Source organism: Nostoc sp. TCL240-02 (assembly GCF_013343235.1).
GTDB lineage: Bacteria > Cyanobacteriota > Cyanobacteriia > Cyanobacteriales > Nostocaceae > Nostoc.
In genome coordinates this window covers 6431152-6445865 of the sequence record NZ_CP040094.1, presented here as the reverse complement: position 1 = coordinate 6445865, position 14714 = coordinate 6431152, and the positions used below count along the sequence as shown (strand labels likewise).

General features: G+C 40.3%; 14 protein-coding genes. 7 read left to right on the top strand and 7 right to left on the bottom strand.

The window, feature by feature from the left end:
* Positions 1–679: 679 nt before the first annotated feature.
* Together FBB35_RS27465 and FBB35_RS27460 are read right to left on the bottom strand one after the other, a co-directional pair.
* Positions 680–1027, bottom strand: coding sequence for a carbon dioxide-concentrating mechanism protein CcmK (locus tag FBB35_RS27465; protein WP_012409276.1), 348 nt, complete (start codon positions 1025–1027; stop codon positions 680–682).
* Between the two features lie 85 nt (positions 1028–1112).
* On the bottom strand, positions 1113–1424 hold the full coding sequence (locus tag FBB35_RS27460) for a BMC domain-containing protein (RefSeq protein ID WP_012409275.1): 312 nt from the start codon (positions 1422–1424) through the stop codon (positions 1113–1115).
* Positions 1425–1682: 258 nt separating this feature from the next.
* On the opposite strand from FBB35_RS27460, the gene FBB35_RS27455 reads away from it, so the two are divergent.
* A complete protein-coding gene (locus FBB35_RS27455) occupies positions 1683–2576 on the top strand; it encodes an alpha/beta fold hydrolase (RefSeq protein ID WP_174712277.1) in 894 nt (297 codons plus the stop codon).
* 158 nt (positions 2577–2734) lie between these two features.
* Here FBB35_RS27455 and FBB35_RS27450 read toward each other — a convergent pair whose 3' ends face one another.
* Both FBB35_RS27450 and FBB35_RS27445 read right to left on the bottom strand, forming a co-directional pair.
* Positions 2735–3355: a hypothetical protein gene (locus FBB35_RS27450; protein WP_174712276.1), complete on the bottom strand. Its 621-nt coding sequence runs from the start codon at positions 3353–3355 to the stop codon at positions 2735–2737.
* 2 nt (positions 3356–3357) lie between these two features.
* Positions 3358–3990 (bottom strand): ParA family protein, encoded by a 633-nt coding sequence (locus FBB35_RS27445; RefSeq protein WP_012409272.1) that lies wholly within the window; start codon positions 3988–3990, stop codon positions 3358–3360.
* A 238-nt stretch (positions 3991–4228) separates the two neighbouring features.
* Here FBB35_RS27445 and FBB35_RS27440 point away from each other — a divergent pair, with 238 nt between their 5' ends.
* Positions 4229–5611: a cytochrome P450 gene (locus FBB35_RS27440; RefSeq protein WP_174712275.1), complete on the top strand. Its 1383-nt coding sequence runs from the start codon at positions 4229–4231 to the stop codon at positions 5609–5611.
* 47 nt (positions 5612–5658) lie between these two features.
* Here the strand turns inward: FBB35_RS27440 and FBB35_RS27435 are convergent, their stop codons facing one another.
* The gene (locus FBB35_RS27435) at positions 5659–6252 is read right to left on the bottom strand and encodes a DapH/DapD/GlmU-related protein (RefSeq protein ID WP_174712274.1); all 594 of its coding nucleotides are present in this window, start codon (positions 6250–6252) and stop codon (positions 5659–5661) included.
* A gap of 305 nt (positions 6253–6557) precedes the next feature.
* Here FBB35_RS27435 and FBB35_RS27430 point away from each other — a divergent pair, with 305 nt between their 5' ends.
* The gene (locus tag FBB35_RS27430; RefSeq protein WP_368041857.1) at positions 6558–6794 is read left to right on the top strand and encodes a type II toxin-antitoxin system HigB family toxin; all 237 of its coding nucleotides are present in this window, start codon (positions 6558–6560) and stop codon (positions 6792–6794) included.
* A gap of 227 nt (positions 6795–7021) precedes the next feature.
* Positions 7022–7429, top strand: coding sequence for a type II toxin-antitoxin system HigA family antitoxin (locus tag FBB35_RS27425; RefSeq protein ID WP_174712273.1), 408 nt, complete (start codon positions 7022–7024; stop codon positions 7427–7429).
* A gap of 26 nt (positions 7430–7455) precedes the next feature.
* Here the strand turns inward: FBB35_RS27425 and FBB35_RS27420 are convergent, their stop codons facing one another.
* Both FBB35_RS27420 and FBB35_RS27415 read right to left on the bottom strand, forming a co-directional pair.
* Positions 7456–7884: a hypothetical protein gene (locus FBB35_RS27420; protein ID WP_174712272.1), complete on the bottom strand. Its 429-nt coding sequence runs from the start codon at positions 7882–7884 to the stop codon at positions 7456–7458.
* A 45-nt stretch (positions 7885–7929) separates the two neighbouring features.
* The gene (locus tag FBB35_RS27415; protein WP_174712271.1) at positions 7930–9738 is read right to left on the bottom strand and encodes an ABC transporter ATP-binding protein; all 1809 of its coding nucleotides are present in this window, start codon (positions 9736–9738) and stop codon (positions 7930–7932) included.
* 465 nt (positions 9739–10203) lie between these two features.
* Between FBB35_RS27415 and FBB35_RS27410 the strand changes: the two genes are divergently transcribed.
* The 3 genes from FBB35_RS27410 (at position 10204) to rbsK (ending at position 14424) form a co-directional block, all read left to right on the top strand.
* Entirely contained in the window at positions 10204–11892 is a 1689-nt protein-coding gene (locus FBB35_RS27410) for a SulP family inorganic anion transporter (protein WP_174712270.1), read from the top strand.
* Positions 11893–12143: 251 nt separating this feature from the next.
* Positions 12144–13448 (top strand): Nramp family divalent metal transporter, encoded by a 1305-nt coding sequence (locus FBB35_RS27405; RefSeq protein ID WP_174712269.1) that lies wholly within the window; start codon positions 12144–12146, stop codon positions 13446–13448.
* Between the two features lie 55 nt (positions 13449–13503).
* Complete coding sequence (rbsK, locus tag FBB35_RS27400; RefSeq protein ID WP_174712268.1) at positions 13504–14424, top strand: ribokinase; 921 nt, start codon at positions 13504–13506, stop codon at positions 14422–14424.
* Positions 14425–14714 lie beyond the last annotated feature (290 nt).

The window sequence follows — 14714 nt, the reverse complement described above, 5'->3', positions numbered from 1 at the left end:
TTAGAGCAAGTTTGTTAATTTAAGCTTTTTGTAAAGTTATGTTTTTTAACTAAGAACAGAAATCTGCCTAGAGTGGTGAGGATACACCTTTGCACGAGATGGGTCGGGGAAATCTGATATTTTGTAGCAGATACAAGGAACGAATCTAATTTAACTCAATGTCAGACGTTATTTCACCCGTATAAGTTTCAACCCTCTACAATCCCCTACGTAGGAAAATACTTAAGTTAAATCTTAATACGCTTGGTGTTGATAAGATTTTGATTTATTAAGATCCGTCCAACTTTCTTAAAACAAGCTTAATTCCCTCCTTATTAAGCGGAATTGGACAGGAGATCAAGTCTTAAGTGAATTGTATTAAGTTAAATTTCTTAATATATTTTTATTTTATCTAGATGTATCTACGTAAATTAGTGTTTAAAATGGATGTTTGTAAACCGTTATATAAAACGTTTTACATTCGTAAAAACTAATGAGTCAACAGTCAATATTGATTGATTTTGACTATTGACTGTGATTGTTTCTTTCCCTCTGCTTGAAAATTCAACTTCTGCAAAATCTAAAAACAGAAAGAATGCAACCTTCAAAAGCTTTAATGGTCAGAAGCCTTAAAATAGACTTCTCAATAAATTCATTTGTAGGGATTCTTCGTTTTGAATTTCCCCGCAGAGGGTTGAATCTATCGATTGTTCGATCTGACAATGGGATTTTCTACAGATTCTCGATATCCTTGGACTTGTTCTGTGTAAGCAATTGGTAGAACAGCTTCAACATTCTCATGAGGACGAGGAATAATCACCCAGGATTCTAGGGTACCACCATATACATTCTCTGCGGCTTCAACACCAGCAGCCATAGCCGCTTTTACCTCAGAGACATCGCCACGAATATTAACTGTAAAACGGGCGCTACCCACTCTGATATATCCAACAAGGGTGACTCGACCAGCTTTTACCATAGCATCTGCTGCTGCTAGCACCGCAGGGAAACCTTTCGTTTCAAGTGCTCCAACTGCCTGTAATGACATTATTAATCTCCTGTATGAATAAACGATATGGGGGCTAAAAGGTAATTGTACGAAGCTTCGCTACAGATTTTGATAGCAAAATTGCTTAGAACATGCGGAAAGGTTCTGATTCTTCGGTGAAATGGATTGGTAATATGGTTTCCACGTTTTCTGGAGGATTAGGAACAATATAGTGGGTAATTACTGTACCAACCTTGACTTGCTCTCCAGCTTCGATTCCGGCTTCAACAGCTCTATTGACTTCAGAAACGTGTCCCCGGACGGCGACTAACAAACGAGCGCTTTCAGCTTGACCATAATACACAATCGTGACTGCGGCAGCTTTGACCATTGCATCTGCTGCGGCTAAAACACTAGGAAAACCTAAAGTTTCAATTACGCCAACCGCCATTGGCATGGCATTAGCTCCTGGAATAAGGGATAGGCGATATCAATTGTACGTGGCTTTAGTCCCAATTTTGACATTTTGCAAAATTTTCTTTGGTGATGGAGACGCGATTAATAGCGTCTGTACAAGAGTTAGAATATTTTGATTAGCCGCTAGACTATGTTTTATGTATTAAAAATAATACTTGAGCAGATTAGTTTGGGTAATTTTGTTAAACAACAAAATTAGCGATGCGCCAAAGCAAGCTAATACGATAAACTGAAATTTATGTTTCCGAATTTTCTTCCTAAAGCAGTTGGGCAACTGACAGAATCTGCCTCGATCGCACTAGCTCAGAGTATTCAAACTGCTGCGATCGCTACTCCTTTAATTAATCAACCAGTTACCACAACTTATGTCAAGCAAGGGAGTGGTGGAACTCCTATTTTATTAATTCACGGCTTTGACAGTTCTGTATTAGAATTTCGACGGCTTTTGCCACTACTCTCTAGAGATAATGAAACGTGGGCTGTGGATTTGTTGGGTTTTGGGTTTACAGATAGACTCTCAGGAATTGCTTATAGCCCAACTGCAATTAAAACCCATCTTTATTATTTCTGGAAAAGCTTAATTAAGCAACCTGTAATTTTAGTGGGCGCTTCGATGGGGGGTGCGACGGCGATTGATTTTACGCTGACTTACCCAGAAGTTGTAAAAAAGCTGGTGTTAATTGATAGTGCGGGGTTAGCTGGTGGTTCACCGTTAAGTAAATTCATGTTTCCCCCATTGGATTATTTAGCAACTCAATTTTTGAGTAATCTAAAGGTGCGCGATCGCGTTTCTCGCATTGGATATAAAAATCAAAGTCTTGCTTCTGTCGATGCTTTATGTTGTGGCGCATTACATCTACAAATGCCCAGTTGGAATCAAGCTTTGATTGCTTTTACTAAAAGTGGTGGTTACAGTGCTTTTAGATTTAAAAAAATATCACAAATTCTGCAACAGACGCTAATTTTATGGGGCGATTCCGATAAAATTTTGGGTACTAAGGATGCTATGAGATTTAAAAGAGCAATTCCACATAGTACCCTCCTCTGGATTCAAGATTGTGGCCATCTTCCGCATCTGGAACAACCACAAATTACCGCACAGCATATTTTAGATTTTCGAGTTGAATTGTAGTTCAAACCCAAGAAGTCTGCTGCATCTCTTGCACCTTATTTGAATGTATTTAGGGAAAATGTTTTAAAAAATACTCTATTATACAGTGTCGGAAGTTTGCCTTTAACAAGGGGCATAATCCCCCTTGTTAAAGGTAGCTTGATTTGCGCCAAGCTGTACTAGTCAAGTAACCACATCTCATTAGAACTATCAGGATACTCTACTGGTTGATTTTGTGGTTGATTTTGAGCTAATGTTTCCGATGAACGATGTGATTTTTTGTAGTTAAGTGGATTGTAATGGTCTTTGACTGGTTTGATAGCAGTGCTTTCTTTGACAACAAGTTTTTTAGAATTATCTTCTGCTGTTTGTTTTAAAGCATTAATTTCTTCTATAAGCTTGGAATTTGCTTCTGCAAGTTGCAGTGCTGTTTTTTTGGTTTCTTCAAGTTCTTTTGTTACCTGTTGTGCTAATAATTTGTGTTCCGATGTTAATGTTTGTTGTTTAGATAATTTTGATTGCAAATCAGCAATTTCTTGCCCTAGAGATGCTTCCTTGTTATGGCTTTTTTCTAGATTAGTTGTTAATTCTTTGACAGTTGCTTCTAAATCAGCTTTAGTTGGGCTTGTGCGCTTAGTAGAATTTGGCTCAGATGTTTGTGCTGAGGATTCTTCATCAGATGAAGCCTGTTCTTCGGTAATTGCTTTTGCTGTAACTTCGATCGCAGATTCACCTTCTGGGGGTGTAAATTTTTGTGCCTCTTCTTGTAGTAAGTCAGAGAGACTTTGTTTCCTAGCCATTATTATTTTCTCCAATCACGCTGTAATTCATCAGCTGCACGACGGTAGTCTAACTCCGCCTCTCGTGCATTACTTCCTCGCCATTGAGCGATCGCTACACCCTCAAGCGCCGCTCGTTCATGAGCCTTATAAGCACGGATAAAGGTATTAAAAGCAGGAATACCTAATCTAGTGAGAGTGTTTTTTGCTTCTAGCGCTTCCCCGATACTGCGCGTATCGACTTTGGTAAGCAGTACCCGATGGGGGGTTCCCACGGGGATGACGGCTTCCTTGACTGTTTCCACGAGGATAGCTAAATCCATTGCGGATGGGGGTGTAGGCAAAACTAGATAATCTGCGATCGCAACTACCGCCACTAATGCTTCAGAGCGCAGTGCGGGAGGTGTATCCACCACTACTAAATCGTAACCTGTTATCTTTCCTAAATCACTTAAAAGCTTAGGATCTGTTTCTTGAGATAAATCAAATCCCATTCCCTGCTGACTGCGCCCAAACCACCAACTGGCAGAACCTTGAATATCTGCATCAATCAGCAACACCTTTTTTTTCTTCGCAAAGTTTGCAGCCAGATTGACTGCGGTAGTCGTTTTGCCGACTCCTCCTTTACCGTTGAGAATAGCGATGATTTTTGGCACTGCTTGCTTCCGATGCTGCCTCTTGAGTGCTGAGTTAGGAGTGCTGAGTGCTGAGTTAGGAGTAGAGACGCGATGAATCGCGTCTGTACAAGAGTTATATATTATCCTCTTTGTTTTCTTTTCAGTTCTTAGTCTCCAGTCTCTAGTCCCCAATCATGAATATACCGCTTTCTGTAACCCTAAGTAACATGAAAAGTCGTAACAATAAAATTCAGAAGCCATCAAATCTAAAAATTCTATGACAGCAATTTACAATCTGCCTAATGGGCCTCAAATGCCGAGCTGGTTGCGGATGATCAAGTTTATTACTCAGCCAGTGAAATATGTCGATGATTTTGCCAAAATCTATGGTGACACTTTCGCAATCAGGAGTAGTAGCTCTGATAACCATCTTGTGTATTTTAGTCAACCCCAAGCACTTGAGCAGATTTTTACTGCGGATTCGAGGCATTTTGAGGTTGGGAGGGGAAACACAGGACTAAGATTTTTACTTGGCGATCGCTCCTTTATGTTATCAGATGGCGATCGCCACCAGCGCCAACGGCAACTATTAGCACCTCCTTTTCATGGCGAAAGGATGCGGGCTTATGGTGAGGATATTCGGGAAATAACTCAGCAGGTGAGCCATGAATGGCAAATTGGCAAACCTTTTAATATCCGTGAGTCGATGCAAGAAATTACTTTGCGTGTTATCCTACGGGTTGTATTTGGTTTGGATGAAGGAAAGCTCTTTGAAGAACTGAGGCGATCGCTAAGTGACTTATTAGACTTCATCACTTCACCCATAATGTCCAGCGCCTTCTTTTTCCAGTTCATGCAAAAAGATTTCGGTGCATGGAGTCCGTGGGGTTGGGTTCTGCAACAACGGCAAAAAATTGATCGACCGATTTATGCTTTACTTCGAGAACGTCGGGCCCAAGCAGATCAAAATCGCCAAGATATCCTAAGTTTGATGATGGCGGCTCGTTATGACGATGGTCAAGGGATGTCAGATGAAGAATTACACGACGAGTTAATGACACTGCTAGTTGCGGGACATGAAACTACTGCTTCGGCATTGACGTGGGCTTTTTACTGGATTGATCGTTTACCAGAGGTGCGTGAGAAGTTGCTAAAGGAACTCAAAACCATTGGAGTTAACCACGATTTGAGTAGTGTAGGTAAATTGCCCTATTTGACAGCAGTTTGCCAAGAAACACTACGAATTTACCCAATTGTCATGACCGCTTTCCCCCGGATTGTGAAAACCCCAATTACAATTATGGGCTACGAACTGCGAGAGGGAACGGCAATAGTGCCTAGTATTTATTTAGCGCATCATCGAGAAGAAGTTTACCCACAACCCAAGCAGTTTAAACCAGAACGCTTTTTAGAAAGACAATATTCACCTTATGAATATTTACCATTTGGTGGTGGTAATCGTCGCTGTATTGGGATGGCATTTGCCCAGTATGAAATGAAAATTGTCTTAGCAACTGTTCTATCTGACTTTCAAGTATCGCTAGTGAATAAACGTCCTGTGCGTCCTGTGCGTCGGGGGTTAACTTTAGCCGCACCAGCCGGAATGCGGATGGTTGCTACACCTCAAGTCAAGCGTGCAAATACGCCAGCCCTAGTTTAGGCAAGTAGGGTGGGTATTAAAATGCCCACCCTACGATCGTGTAATAATTACGAGATATCCTGATTTTCTTGGTTGTTAGCGAGTTGTTCATAATGTTCTTTGTCACGGTATTTAATTGTTCTCATCGGTTGATTTCCAACAATTGCTAAAGGTTCAACATTAGCAGTTACAACCGTACCAGCCGCCACAATTGCACCATCTCCAATAGTAACTCCCGGAATAATTAGGACATTTCCGCCAATCCAAACATTGCGACCGATGACAACAGGTTTATGAATATAGACATTATGTTCATAAGGCAAATCATTACTTTGATAGTCGTGGTTTGCAGAGAGGATAATAACATTAAATCCAAGTGTGGTGTTGTCGCCAATTGTGATTCCGCCACGTCCATCTAATAAGACATCTGGACCGATGTAGACTTTATTTCCCAAAGATACATTTTGCGGATGGTCAATTGTAATATCTCGCTTAAATCGTAGACCTGCACCACAAAACTTTAATTTACTCTTCAGTTCTTGATGCTTGTATCGCCTGATTTTGGTTTCTAGGTATTCTCCCCACCATACCAGACGAGGTACTAGCCATTGTTCTAATAGTCGTTCTAATTTATTCGTAATTTTATTTTTTATCTCTTTCATATAACCTCATGGAAGTTTAGGAACCCTATGGCTTTAAACCAGGAAGGGAAAAAGACGCAGATACTTTAGCACCCTTCACATTTATTAGTTTTCCCCGATGAGAGTATTTTCTCCCGTGTGAATACCGTTTTTTTAAAAGTCAATTGGGCAATATCTACAATAACTTCGCAATTTGCTAAGATTATCTAGTATCCGACCAAAAAATACCTCTATGAAAAAATACCCTTCACCAAAATTTTATGCACATTATCAGTCGTGCAAGACTTTCTGAGTTCTAGGAAAAGCACTCTAATGCAGAAACTAGCCTGCGATTATGGTACAAACTTACATCTGTAGCAAAGTGGCAGAACTTAGTAGAGTTACGCCAAACTTTTCCATCAGCCGATCAAGTCGGTAATTTCACAGTTTTTAACATAGGTGGTAATAATTATCGACTGATTACTTTAGTAGATTACGAATATCAAAAAGTTTTTATTCGCCATATACTGACACATGCCGAATATGACAAAGATGACTGGAAAAATGATCATTGGTTCGCTTGATGCTAAATATTCTTTTAGGCTAACAATTTAAAAAATCATTTTTAGAAATTGAAACCATCAGATAGTTGAACAGCAGCATGAATATAATTCCTAAGTTATAATTAATTAAAATTCCTTTTAGAGATTGAAAATATCAGATAATCTGGATGTTAATATGAGCCAAATTGTTTGAGTTCCAATTAATCAAAATCCCTATTAGGGATTGAAACTATTAGATATCTGGCAAAATGACCTCTGAAACACGTGTTACTAAAACCTATATTAAATTACTCAAATCTTTTCCTCCTCGTCCCGTAACTTCCGAGGAAGAATTTCTGGCTACGCAAGAAGTAATCGATTCTCTAATTGATAAAGGTGAATTAACACCAGATGAAAAAGACTATCTTAATGTTTTAGGTACTCTGGTTTACGAGTACGAGCAAAAACATCATTCTATACCTGATATTCATGGCGTAGAATTACTTCAAGCGTTAATAGCCGAATTTGTTTTGCGACAAAAAGATTTAATTCCTATCTTTAAAACTGAGTCTATTGTCTCTGAAATCTTGAGTGGACAGCGCAAATTGACAGTTAACCATATCGCTCGCCTCGCGCAGTTTTTTCATATTTCGCCTGCTGCTTTTTTTGAGTCATAAGACGGAAAACTTAGCGTCCCTCTGCGTTAAAAAACAATCTCCTCCCTCATCCTCTCTTCCAGCACATCCAATAACCCATCCACATCCTTCCCAGATTGCTCAAAACAAATCGGTGGTGCTGGTTCCGGTGCAAACTGAATTAACTTAATTTCCCCCTTCCCAATCCCAATCATCACAACTTCCACTTCCGGCTTATGATTCTCGACAATTCCCAAAATTTCCTGAAGCCGATTCTCAACCTTAATATTTAAATTCTCTATCTGTTCTTTCGGACAATAAACAAAATGCGGCGTTGGTTGCAAATCAATACCAACAGTACCTTTACTGTCACCATTTGCTAGCCACAATCCCCAAAACAGCGCTGCCAACTCTTGCTGATTTGCTTTCACAAATTTATCCAACTGGCCACGCCACTTACTATCACTTGATTCTGGTTGACTATTACCAAAAAACATAAATAATTTGTAATTCGTAATTGACACACAAACAAGGCGCGAAAGTTACCTTAAGCCTGACTGTACGCGCCAGAGACTAGAATAAATCCCATCTTTTTCTAGCAATTGCTCGTGGGTTCCCGACTCTACTAATTTCCCATGTTCCATGACATAAATGCAATCGGCATTGCGGATGGTGGAAAGACGATGAGCGATCGCAATTGTAGTTCTATCTACTGTAATCCGTTCTAGCGATCGCTGGATTGCTGCTTCTGTCTCATTATCTACTGCTGAGGTAGCTTCATCTAAAATCAGAATGGGGGGATTCTTTAAGACTGCACGGGCGATCGCAATCCGTTGTCTTTGTCCACCAGATAACTTTTGTCCTCTTTCCCCCACAATTGTCTCATAACCTTCGGGCAAGTTAATAATAAATTCGTGCGCCTCGGCTATCTTCGCCGCCGTGATAATTTCTTCTTTTGTAGTCTCAAAGCTACCATAAGCAATATTCTCTGCTACAGTGCCATGAAATAAAAAGACATCTTGACTCACCAAACCAATACAACGGCGTAAATCTTGCAAATTCAAACTTTGCAAATCAACACCATCAAGAGTAATGTTTCCAGTTTGCACTTCATATAACCGCAACAAAAGTTTAACTAAAGTGCTTTTACCAGAACCCGTTGAACCGACAATTGCAATGGTTTTCCCCGCCGGAATATCCAAAGACAGATTTTTAATTACTGGAAATCTATCTTTATAAGCAAAATAAACATTTTTAAATTGCACTTCACCGCGCACTTCATTCACAGGTAACGCCACATCACCTGTATGAATGGCGATAGGAGTATCTAACAAATTCATGACTCGATTAGTAGAAGCCATTGCCCGTTGATATTGGTCAAATGTTTCGCCTAATCTTGTTAAAGGCCACAGCAAGCGCTGGATTAAAAATACTAATACGCTGTAAGTACCTACAGACATTTTTCCCGAAACTGCTGCCATCCCGCCATATAAAAGTAATGCCGTAAAACCTACCAAGATCAGCATCCGAATTAACGGTACAAAAGCAGCAGAAAGAGTAATTGCCTTGGCATTACTACGACGATAAGCTTCACTATCTAATTCCAAACGAGAGGCTTCATAAGTTTCAGCAGTGAAACTTTTAATAGTAGTTATTCCACTAATATTGTTTGATAAACGCGAATTTAGGAAACCTACCTTTTCCCGCACTTCAGCATAGCGAGGTGCAAGCAGTCGTTGGTAAGCAAAGGAACCCCAAAGGATAAATGGCATTGGTGATAAAGCCATCCACGCTACACTAGGAGCCAAGATAAAGAAAGCTGCGCCAATAATTAAAACAGTTGCAGAAACTTGGATAATATCATTGGCTCCTCCATCCAAAAACCGCTCTAATTGGTTAATATCATCACTGAGGACAGACATTAAACCGCCAGTACTGCGTTCTTCAAAATAAGCTAATTCCAACTCTTGCAAATGTTTGTAGGCATCCAAACGCAAGTCATGCTGAATATTTTGAGCCAAATTTCGCCAAAGTCGAGCGTAGGCGTATTCAAAAACAGATTCTAGTATCCAAATGATGACAGTGAGGAAGGAAATAATCAAAAATTGTTGAAAGACATCGCGTACCCCTAACTGGGCAATTATAGAATCTTGCTGCTTGACGACTACATCCACTGCCACCCCAATTAAACCTGGTGGTGCTAAGTCAAAAAATTTATTGAGGATAGAATAAGTAGTTGCTAGCCAAATTTGTTTACGATACTGATGTCCATACTCAAGCAAACGCTGGAGAGGATAGGTTGAACGTTTACGCCTTCTTGAAGCTTGATGAGATTTTAATTCAGTAGCCACGGCTTTTTGCAGTTTTGTGCAGTTGATATTACCACAAAACTTTGTTCTGAGTCTTGAGTCTGAAGATGAAAGACTTAATTTTAGACAGACTGATGAGGAACTTAAATCAGTAATTTATGAAGGAATAGAATAGAGCGAAATCTTATCTATTGTCAAGGTACCTTCATCTAAAATCAAAACACGTACATTCTTCAAGGATACACCTCACAACTTAAATACAGCATTTTATTAATTTATGGCAAACTAAATTTAGTAATCGTCTGCATTGTTAATGCGTCGCTTTGCATTGTTAATGCGTCAGCTTACATTGTTAATGTGTCGGCTTGCATTGTTAATGCAAGCTTTTACTCGAAACTGTACTAAGGAATTTTCAAAAATAAACTATTTGAAGCACCTGGTATATGTTTAATTGCCCGCATATCATAGTGTGCATCAACAAATTGTGTATAAGAGTTGAAACTAAATATGGCAATCTCCGATAACGTCGAAGAACCACAGTTTTTGCGTCTGAATCGCTGGTTTGGTGGACTGCGTGGCGATTTAACGGGAGGATTAACAGCAGCAGTGGTAGCATTGCCTTTGGCTTTAGCTTTTGCGGTAGCAAGTGGTGTGGAACCAAAGGCGGGACTATATACCGCTATTGTGGCGGGAATTGTTGCGGCAATTTTTGGCGGTTCGCCAGTACAAATTACAGGGCCGACAGGGGCAATGGCTGTAGTTTTGGTAGGAATTGTCGCCAAGTATGGCCTTGAGAAAGTTTGGATTGCTGGGGTGATGGCTGGAATTATCCAGATTGCCTTGGGAGTTGCTAAACTGGGACAGCTAGTGAAGTTTATTCCCTATCCAGTGACGGCAGGCTTTACCAATGGTATTGCCGTAATTATATTTTGTGGTCAATTAAATAATTTTTTTGGTTTACAACTACCACGTAGCGAACACTTTTTACCGGGACTTTGGCAAAGTTTAATTCATGTAGAAGCTCTAAATTGGGATGCTGTTGGGTTGGCAATGGTGGTGATGGCAGCCAATATTTTATGGCCCAAGATTAATACGACAATACCGGGTTCTTTAGTGGGGTTGGTGTTAGCAACAGGGATAGCAACTTATTTCCATCTGGATGTACCCACCATTGGCAGCATTCCGCAATCTTTACCGATGCCTCAAGGTATTCCCCACTGGAATGATTTTAGTGTAATTCGAGAACTGATTAATCCGGCTTTGGCTTTGGCGGCACTGGGAAGTATTGAATCGTTACTGTCGGCGGTTGTGGCTGATGGGATGACAGTGAGCGAAAAACACAATAGCGATCGCGAATTAATTGGTCAAGGATTAGCAAATATCATTATCCCATTTTTTGGCGGCATCCCAGCAACAGGTGCGATCGCTCGGACTGCTGTCAATGTCCGTTCTGGAGGGAAAACTCGATTATCTGGGGTAATTCACGGCGTTGCTTTAGGCATTATCGTTTTAACCTTAGCACCCTTAGCAGCACAGATTCCTTTAGCAGCACTCGCTGGCATTCTGATGGTGGTTAGCCTGCGGATGATTGAGTGGGAAGCCATTGGTTTATTAATGCGTGCTACCTACTCAGATTTTGCAGTAATGATTCTCACCTGGCTAGTAACAATCTTGTTTGATTTAGTTCTCGCTGTAGAAGTAGGATTGATTGCAGCTGGAGCATTGTTTATCAAACGGATGAGCGATTTAAGCCTAGTTAAAATACCTGAAACCGAAGTATTTCCCCCTGGTACTCCTTTAGAATTAGGCAAGGAAATTGCCGTTTATCGGGTAGATGGCCCTGTATTTTTTGGTGCTGCTGAACGGTTTGCTACCTTCCTCCGCGATGAACCAGAAGTGAAGTATTTAATTCTTCGGTTACGCTTTGTGCCAAATATGGACACAACTGGGTTAGTAGCGTTAGAGGATATCTACCACGATTTAGAACGGCACAATTGCCGCTTAATTCTTACAGGTTTACAACCCGAAGTCAAACAACTATTAGAACGCACAGGATTGTTAGAAACAATTGGATTATCAAATTGTTTTGAAACAACGACAGATGCCATTTGCTCTATCTCTCCTCAAATTCGAGAATGTTCTCAGCCTGTAGCTGCTGCTTTGAAAACAAAAGAATTGATGGAATTAAATGACTGATACCGTTTATTTGTGTTTGAAGATGCCTCTATAAGCCTATAGAGGCAATTTATGTAGACGCGGAGCATACTCTACGAGTTCTTCAACGGATTACCCGCAGAGTATTGCCCCTATATGAATAAATAAGGCGCAGGATCGCATGGAATGGCTATAACCAAAATGTATTGATCTATACTCACCTAAAGGTTGATATTTATTCTATATTTCATGAGATTATGAAAAGAATATGAGAATATTTAACGACAAAGTAAATGACTCCCCCAGAAAATAAACCTAGCTTACCAGAGGTTCACCGTAGTATTGGAGTTCCTAACAGCAGCTTTTGGCACAAGATGATGGCTTACACAGGGCCGGGGTATCTGGTTTCAGTCGGATACATTGATCCTGGAAATTGGGCAACAGACATCGCTGGGGGGTCAAAGTTTGGCTACACTCTGTTAACAGTGATTTTGCTGTCGAACCTGATGGCGGTATTACTCCAATCATTATGTGTACGTTTGGGAGTTGCTACGGGGCGAGATTTGGCACAGGCTTGTCGAGACTATTTCAGTCCAAAGGTAAGCTTTTTTTTGTGGATACTGTGTGAAATTGCGATCGCAGCTTGTGATTTAGCAGAACTACTAGGAAGTGCGATCGCACTGCAACTTTTATTCGGTATTCCCTTAGTATGGGGTGTTTGTATCACAGCAGTGGATGTTTTGGTATTGTTATTCTTGCAAAATAAAGGCTTTCGCTATACAGAAGCTTTGGTAATAATGCTGGTAGCAACGGTAGGTATCTGTTTTACAGCCGAAATTCTATTTTCTCGCCCTGATATGGGGGGAATTTTATTGGGATATCTACCTAATAAAGAGATTTTACAGAATCCAGAAATGCTCTATATTGCTATCGGGATTTTAGGGGCAACAGTGATGCCTCACAACTTATATTTACACTCCTCAATTGTGCAAACCCGTAATTGGCAGCTTAATACTGAGAAAAGATGGGAAGCAATTAAGTTTGGCACAATCGATTCTACTTTTGCTTTATCCTTAGCACTATTTATCAACTCAGCAATTTTAATTGTCTCTGCCGCAACATTTCATTTTTCTGGTAATCAGAATGTGGCAGAAATTCAAGATGCTTATAAATTACTTTCCCCATTGTTAGGAGTTAGTTTTGCTAGTGCTATTTTTGGCATAGCCTTACTTGCTTCTGGGCAAAGTTCAACGCTAACTGCAACCCTGGCGGGACAAATTGTGATGGAAGGCTTTTTGCAATTTCGCTTTCCATCTTGGTTACGCCGTTTAATAACTCGTTTGCTTGCCATCATTCCAGCGATAATTACAATCATTATTTTTGGCGAACATAGTACAAGCAGGCTGATAGTTCTCAGTCAAGTTATCCTCAGCTTACAGCTACCGTTTGCAGTGATTCCATTAGTGATGTTTACAAGTAATCGCCGCTTGATGGGTGAGTTTGTGAATCCCTTGTGGTTAAAATCCTTGGCTTGGTTAGTTGCTATTGTGATAGTTGGGTTAAATGTTTGGTTGCTATTACAAATGGTTTTGGGATGAAGCGTAGCGATCGCTTGCTGTAGTATTAGCTAAATGACTTTAAAGATCGGCAAAAATGAGCATTATCGTCTTCGGCAGCATAAATATAGACTTGGTGGCAAGAACATCCCGCTTGCCAGTCCCAGGGGAAACGTTGCTAGGAGAAGAATTTTTGAAAGTTTCGGGAGGTAAAGGAGCAAATCAAGCCGTAGCATTAGTAAAACTGGGAATTCCTACGCAAATGCTGGGGCGTGTCGGTGCAGACGATTTTGGTGTGGAACTTATCAACAATTTGCAATCATCTGGTGTGCAGATTGGCAATATTTTCGTCGATGAAACTGTTAGTTCTGGAGTCGCCATTATCGCGGTAAATGATGCTGGGGAAAACCAAATTATTGTAATTCCTGGTGCAAATGGGCGTGTTAATCAAGAAGATGTAGAACGATTGTCCCAGTTATTACCAGAAGCGACAGCACTGCTTTTACAATTAGAAATTCCGATTACTGCTGTGGTTGCAGCCGCTAAAGCCGCGAAAAAAAATAAAATCAAGGTAATTCTCGATCCTGCACCAGCACAATCTGATTTTCCAGATGAACTTTACCCATTAGTGGACATTATTACACCGAATGAAGTTGAAGCCGCGCAGTTAGTGGGTTTTCCTGTGGATGGACAAGAACAAGCAGCAAAGGCAGCCGAAGTTTTATTACAACGGGGTGTTAAATGTGCGATCGTTAAACTTGGTGCTAAAGGTGTTTTTTGTGCCACTGCTGAGGAAAAGTTTTTTGTCCCCGCCTTTGCAGTTCATGCAGTTGATACAGTAGCGGCTGGTGATGCTTTTAATGGTGGCTTAACGGCAGCACTTTTTACAGGACTTTCTTTAAATCAAGCAGTTGTTTGGGGTGCAGCAGCAGGTGCTTTAGCGACGACAAAATCAGGCGCACAAACTTCATTACCCGATAGATTGACATTTGATGCGTTTCTTAGGGAAAACTTTTAGCTGCGATCGCAAGCAAGTTTGGCATAATTAACTTAAAAAACTTACAAATTACAAAACATCCAAAAATCCTCTCTCTTCTTCATTTCTCTGTGGACTCTGCGCCTCTGTGGTTCCTTAAAACTCAGGGATTTTTCGCAATCAGCGCTAGCGTAGTAAAATAGATAAGATTAGAGCTTTGCGTAAAATCGTGGCGAATTGAGGGCTAAATTTTAAACGCAAAGGTACGCAGAGAATTCTTTAGGAATTAATGAATTGTTGTATTTAGTATATATATTGATAACGTCAATCGC

Coding starts and splice junctions, on each gene's coding strand:
- FBB35_RS27465 (WP_012409276.1), bottom strand. CDS start 1,027: ATGTCATTACAGGCAGTTGGAGCACTTGAAACGAAAGGTTTCCCTGCG.
- FBB35_RS27440 (WP_174712275.1), top strand. CDS start 4,229: ATGACAGCAATTTACAATCTGCCTAATGGGCCTCAAATGCCGAGCTGG.
- FBB35_RS27435 (WP_174712274.1), bottom strand. CDS start 6,252: ATGAAAGAGATAAAAAATAAAATTACGAATAAATTAGAACGACTATTA.
- FBB35_RS27455 (WP_174712277.1), top strand. CDS start 1,683: ATGTTTCCGAATTTTCTTCCTAAAGCAGTTGGGCAACTGACAGAATCT.
- FBB35_RS27460 (WP_012409275.1), bottom strand. CDS start 1,424: ATGCCAATGGCGGTTGGCGTAATTGAAACTTTAGGTTTTCCTAGTGTT.
- FBB35_RS27420 (WP_174712272.1), bottom strand. CDS start 7,884: ATGTTTTTTGGTAATAGTCAACCAGAATCAAGTGATAGTAAGTGGCGT.
- FBB35_RS27450 (WP_174712276.1), bottom strand. CDS start 3,355: ATGGCTAGGAAACAAAGTCTCTCTGACTTACTACAAGAAGAGGCACAA.
- FBB35_RS27425 (WP_174712273.1), top strand. CDS start 7,022: ATGACCTCTGAAACACGTGTTACTAAAACCTATATTAAATTACTCAAA.
- FBB35_RS27410 (WP_174712270.1), top strand. CDS start 10,204: ATGGCAATCTCCGATAACGTCGAAGAACCACAGTTTTTGCGTCTGAAT.
- FBB35_RS27405 (WP_174712269.1), top strand. CDS start 12,144: ATGACTCCCCCAGAAAATAAACCTAGCTTACCAGAGGTTCACCGTAGT.
- rbsK (WP_174712268.1), top strand. CDS start 13,504: ATGAGCATTATCGTCTTCGGCAGCATAAATATAGACTTGGTGGCAAGA.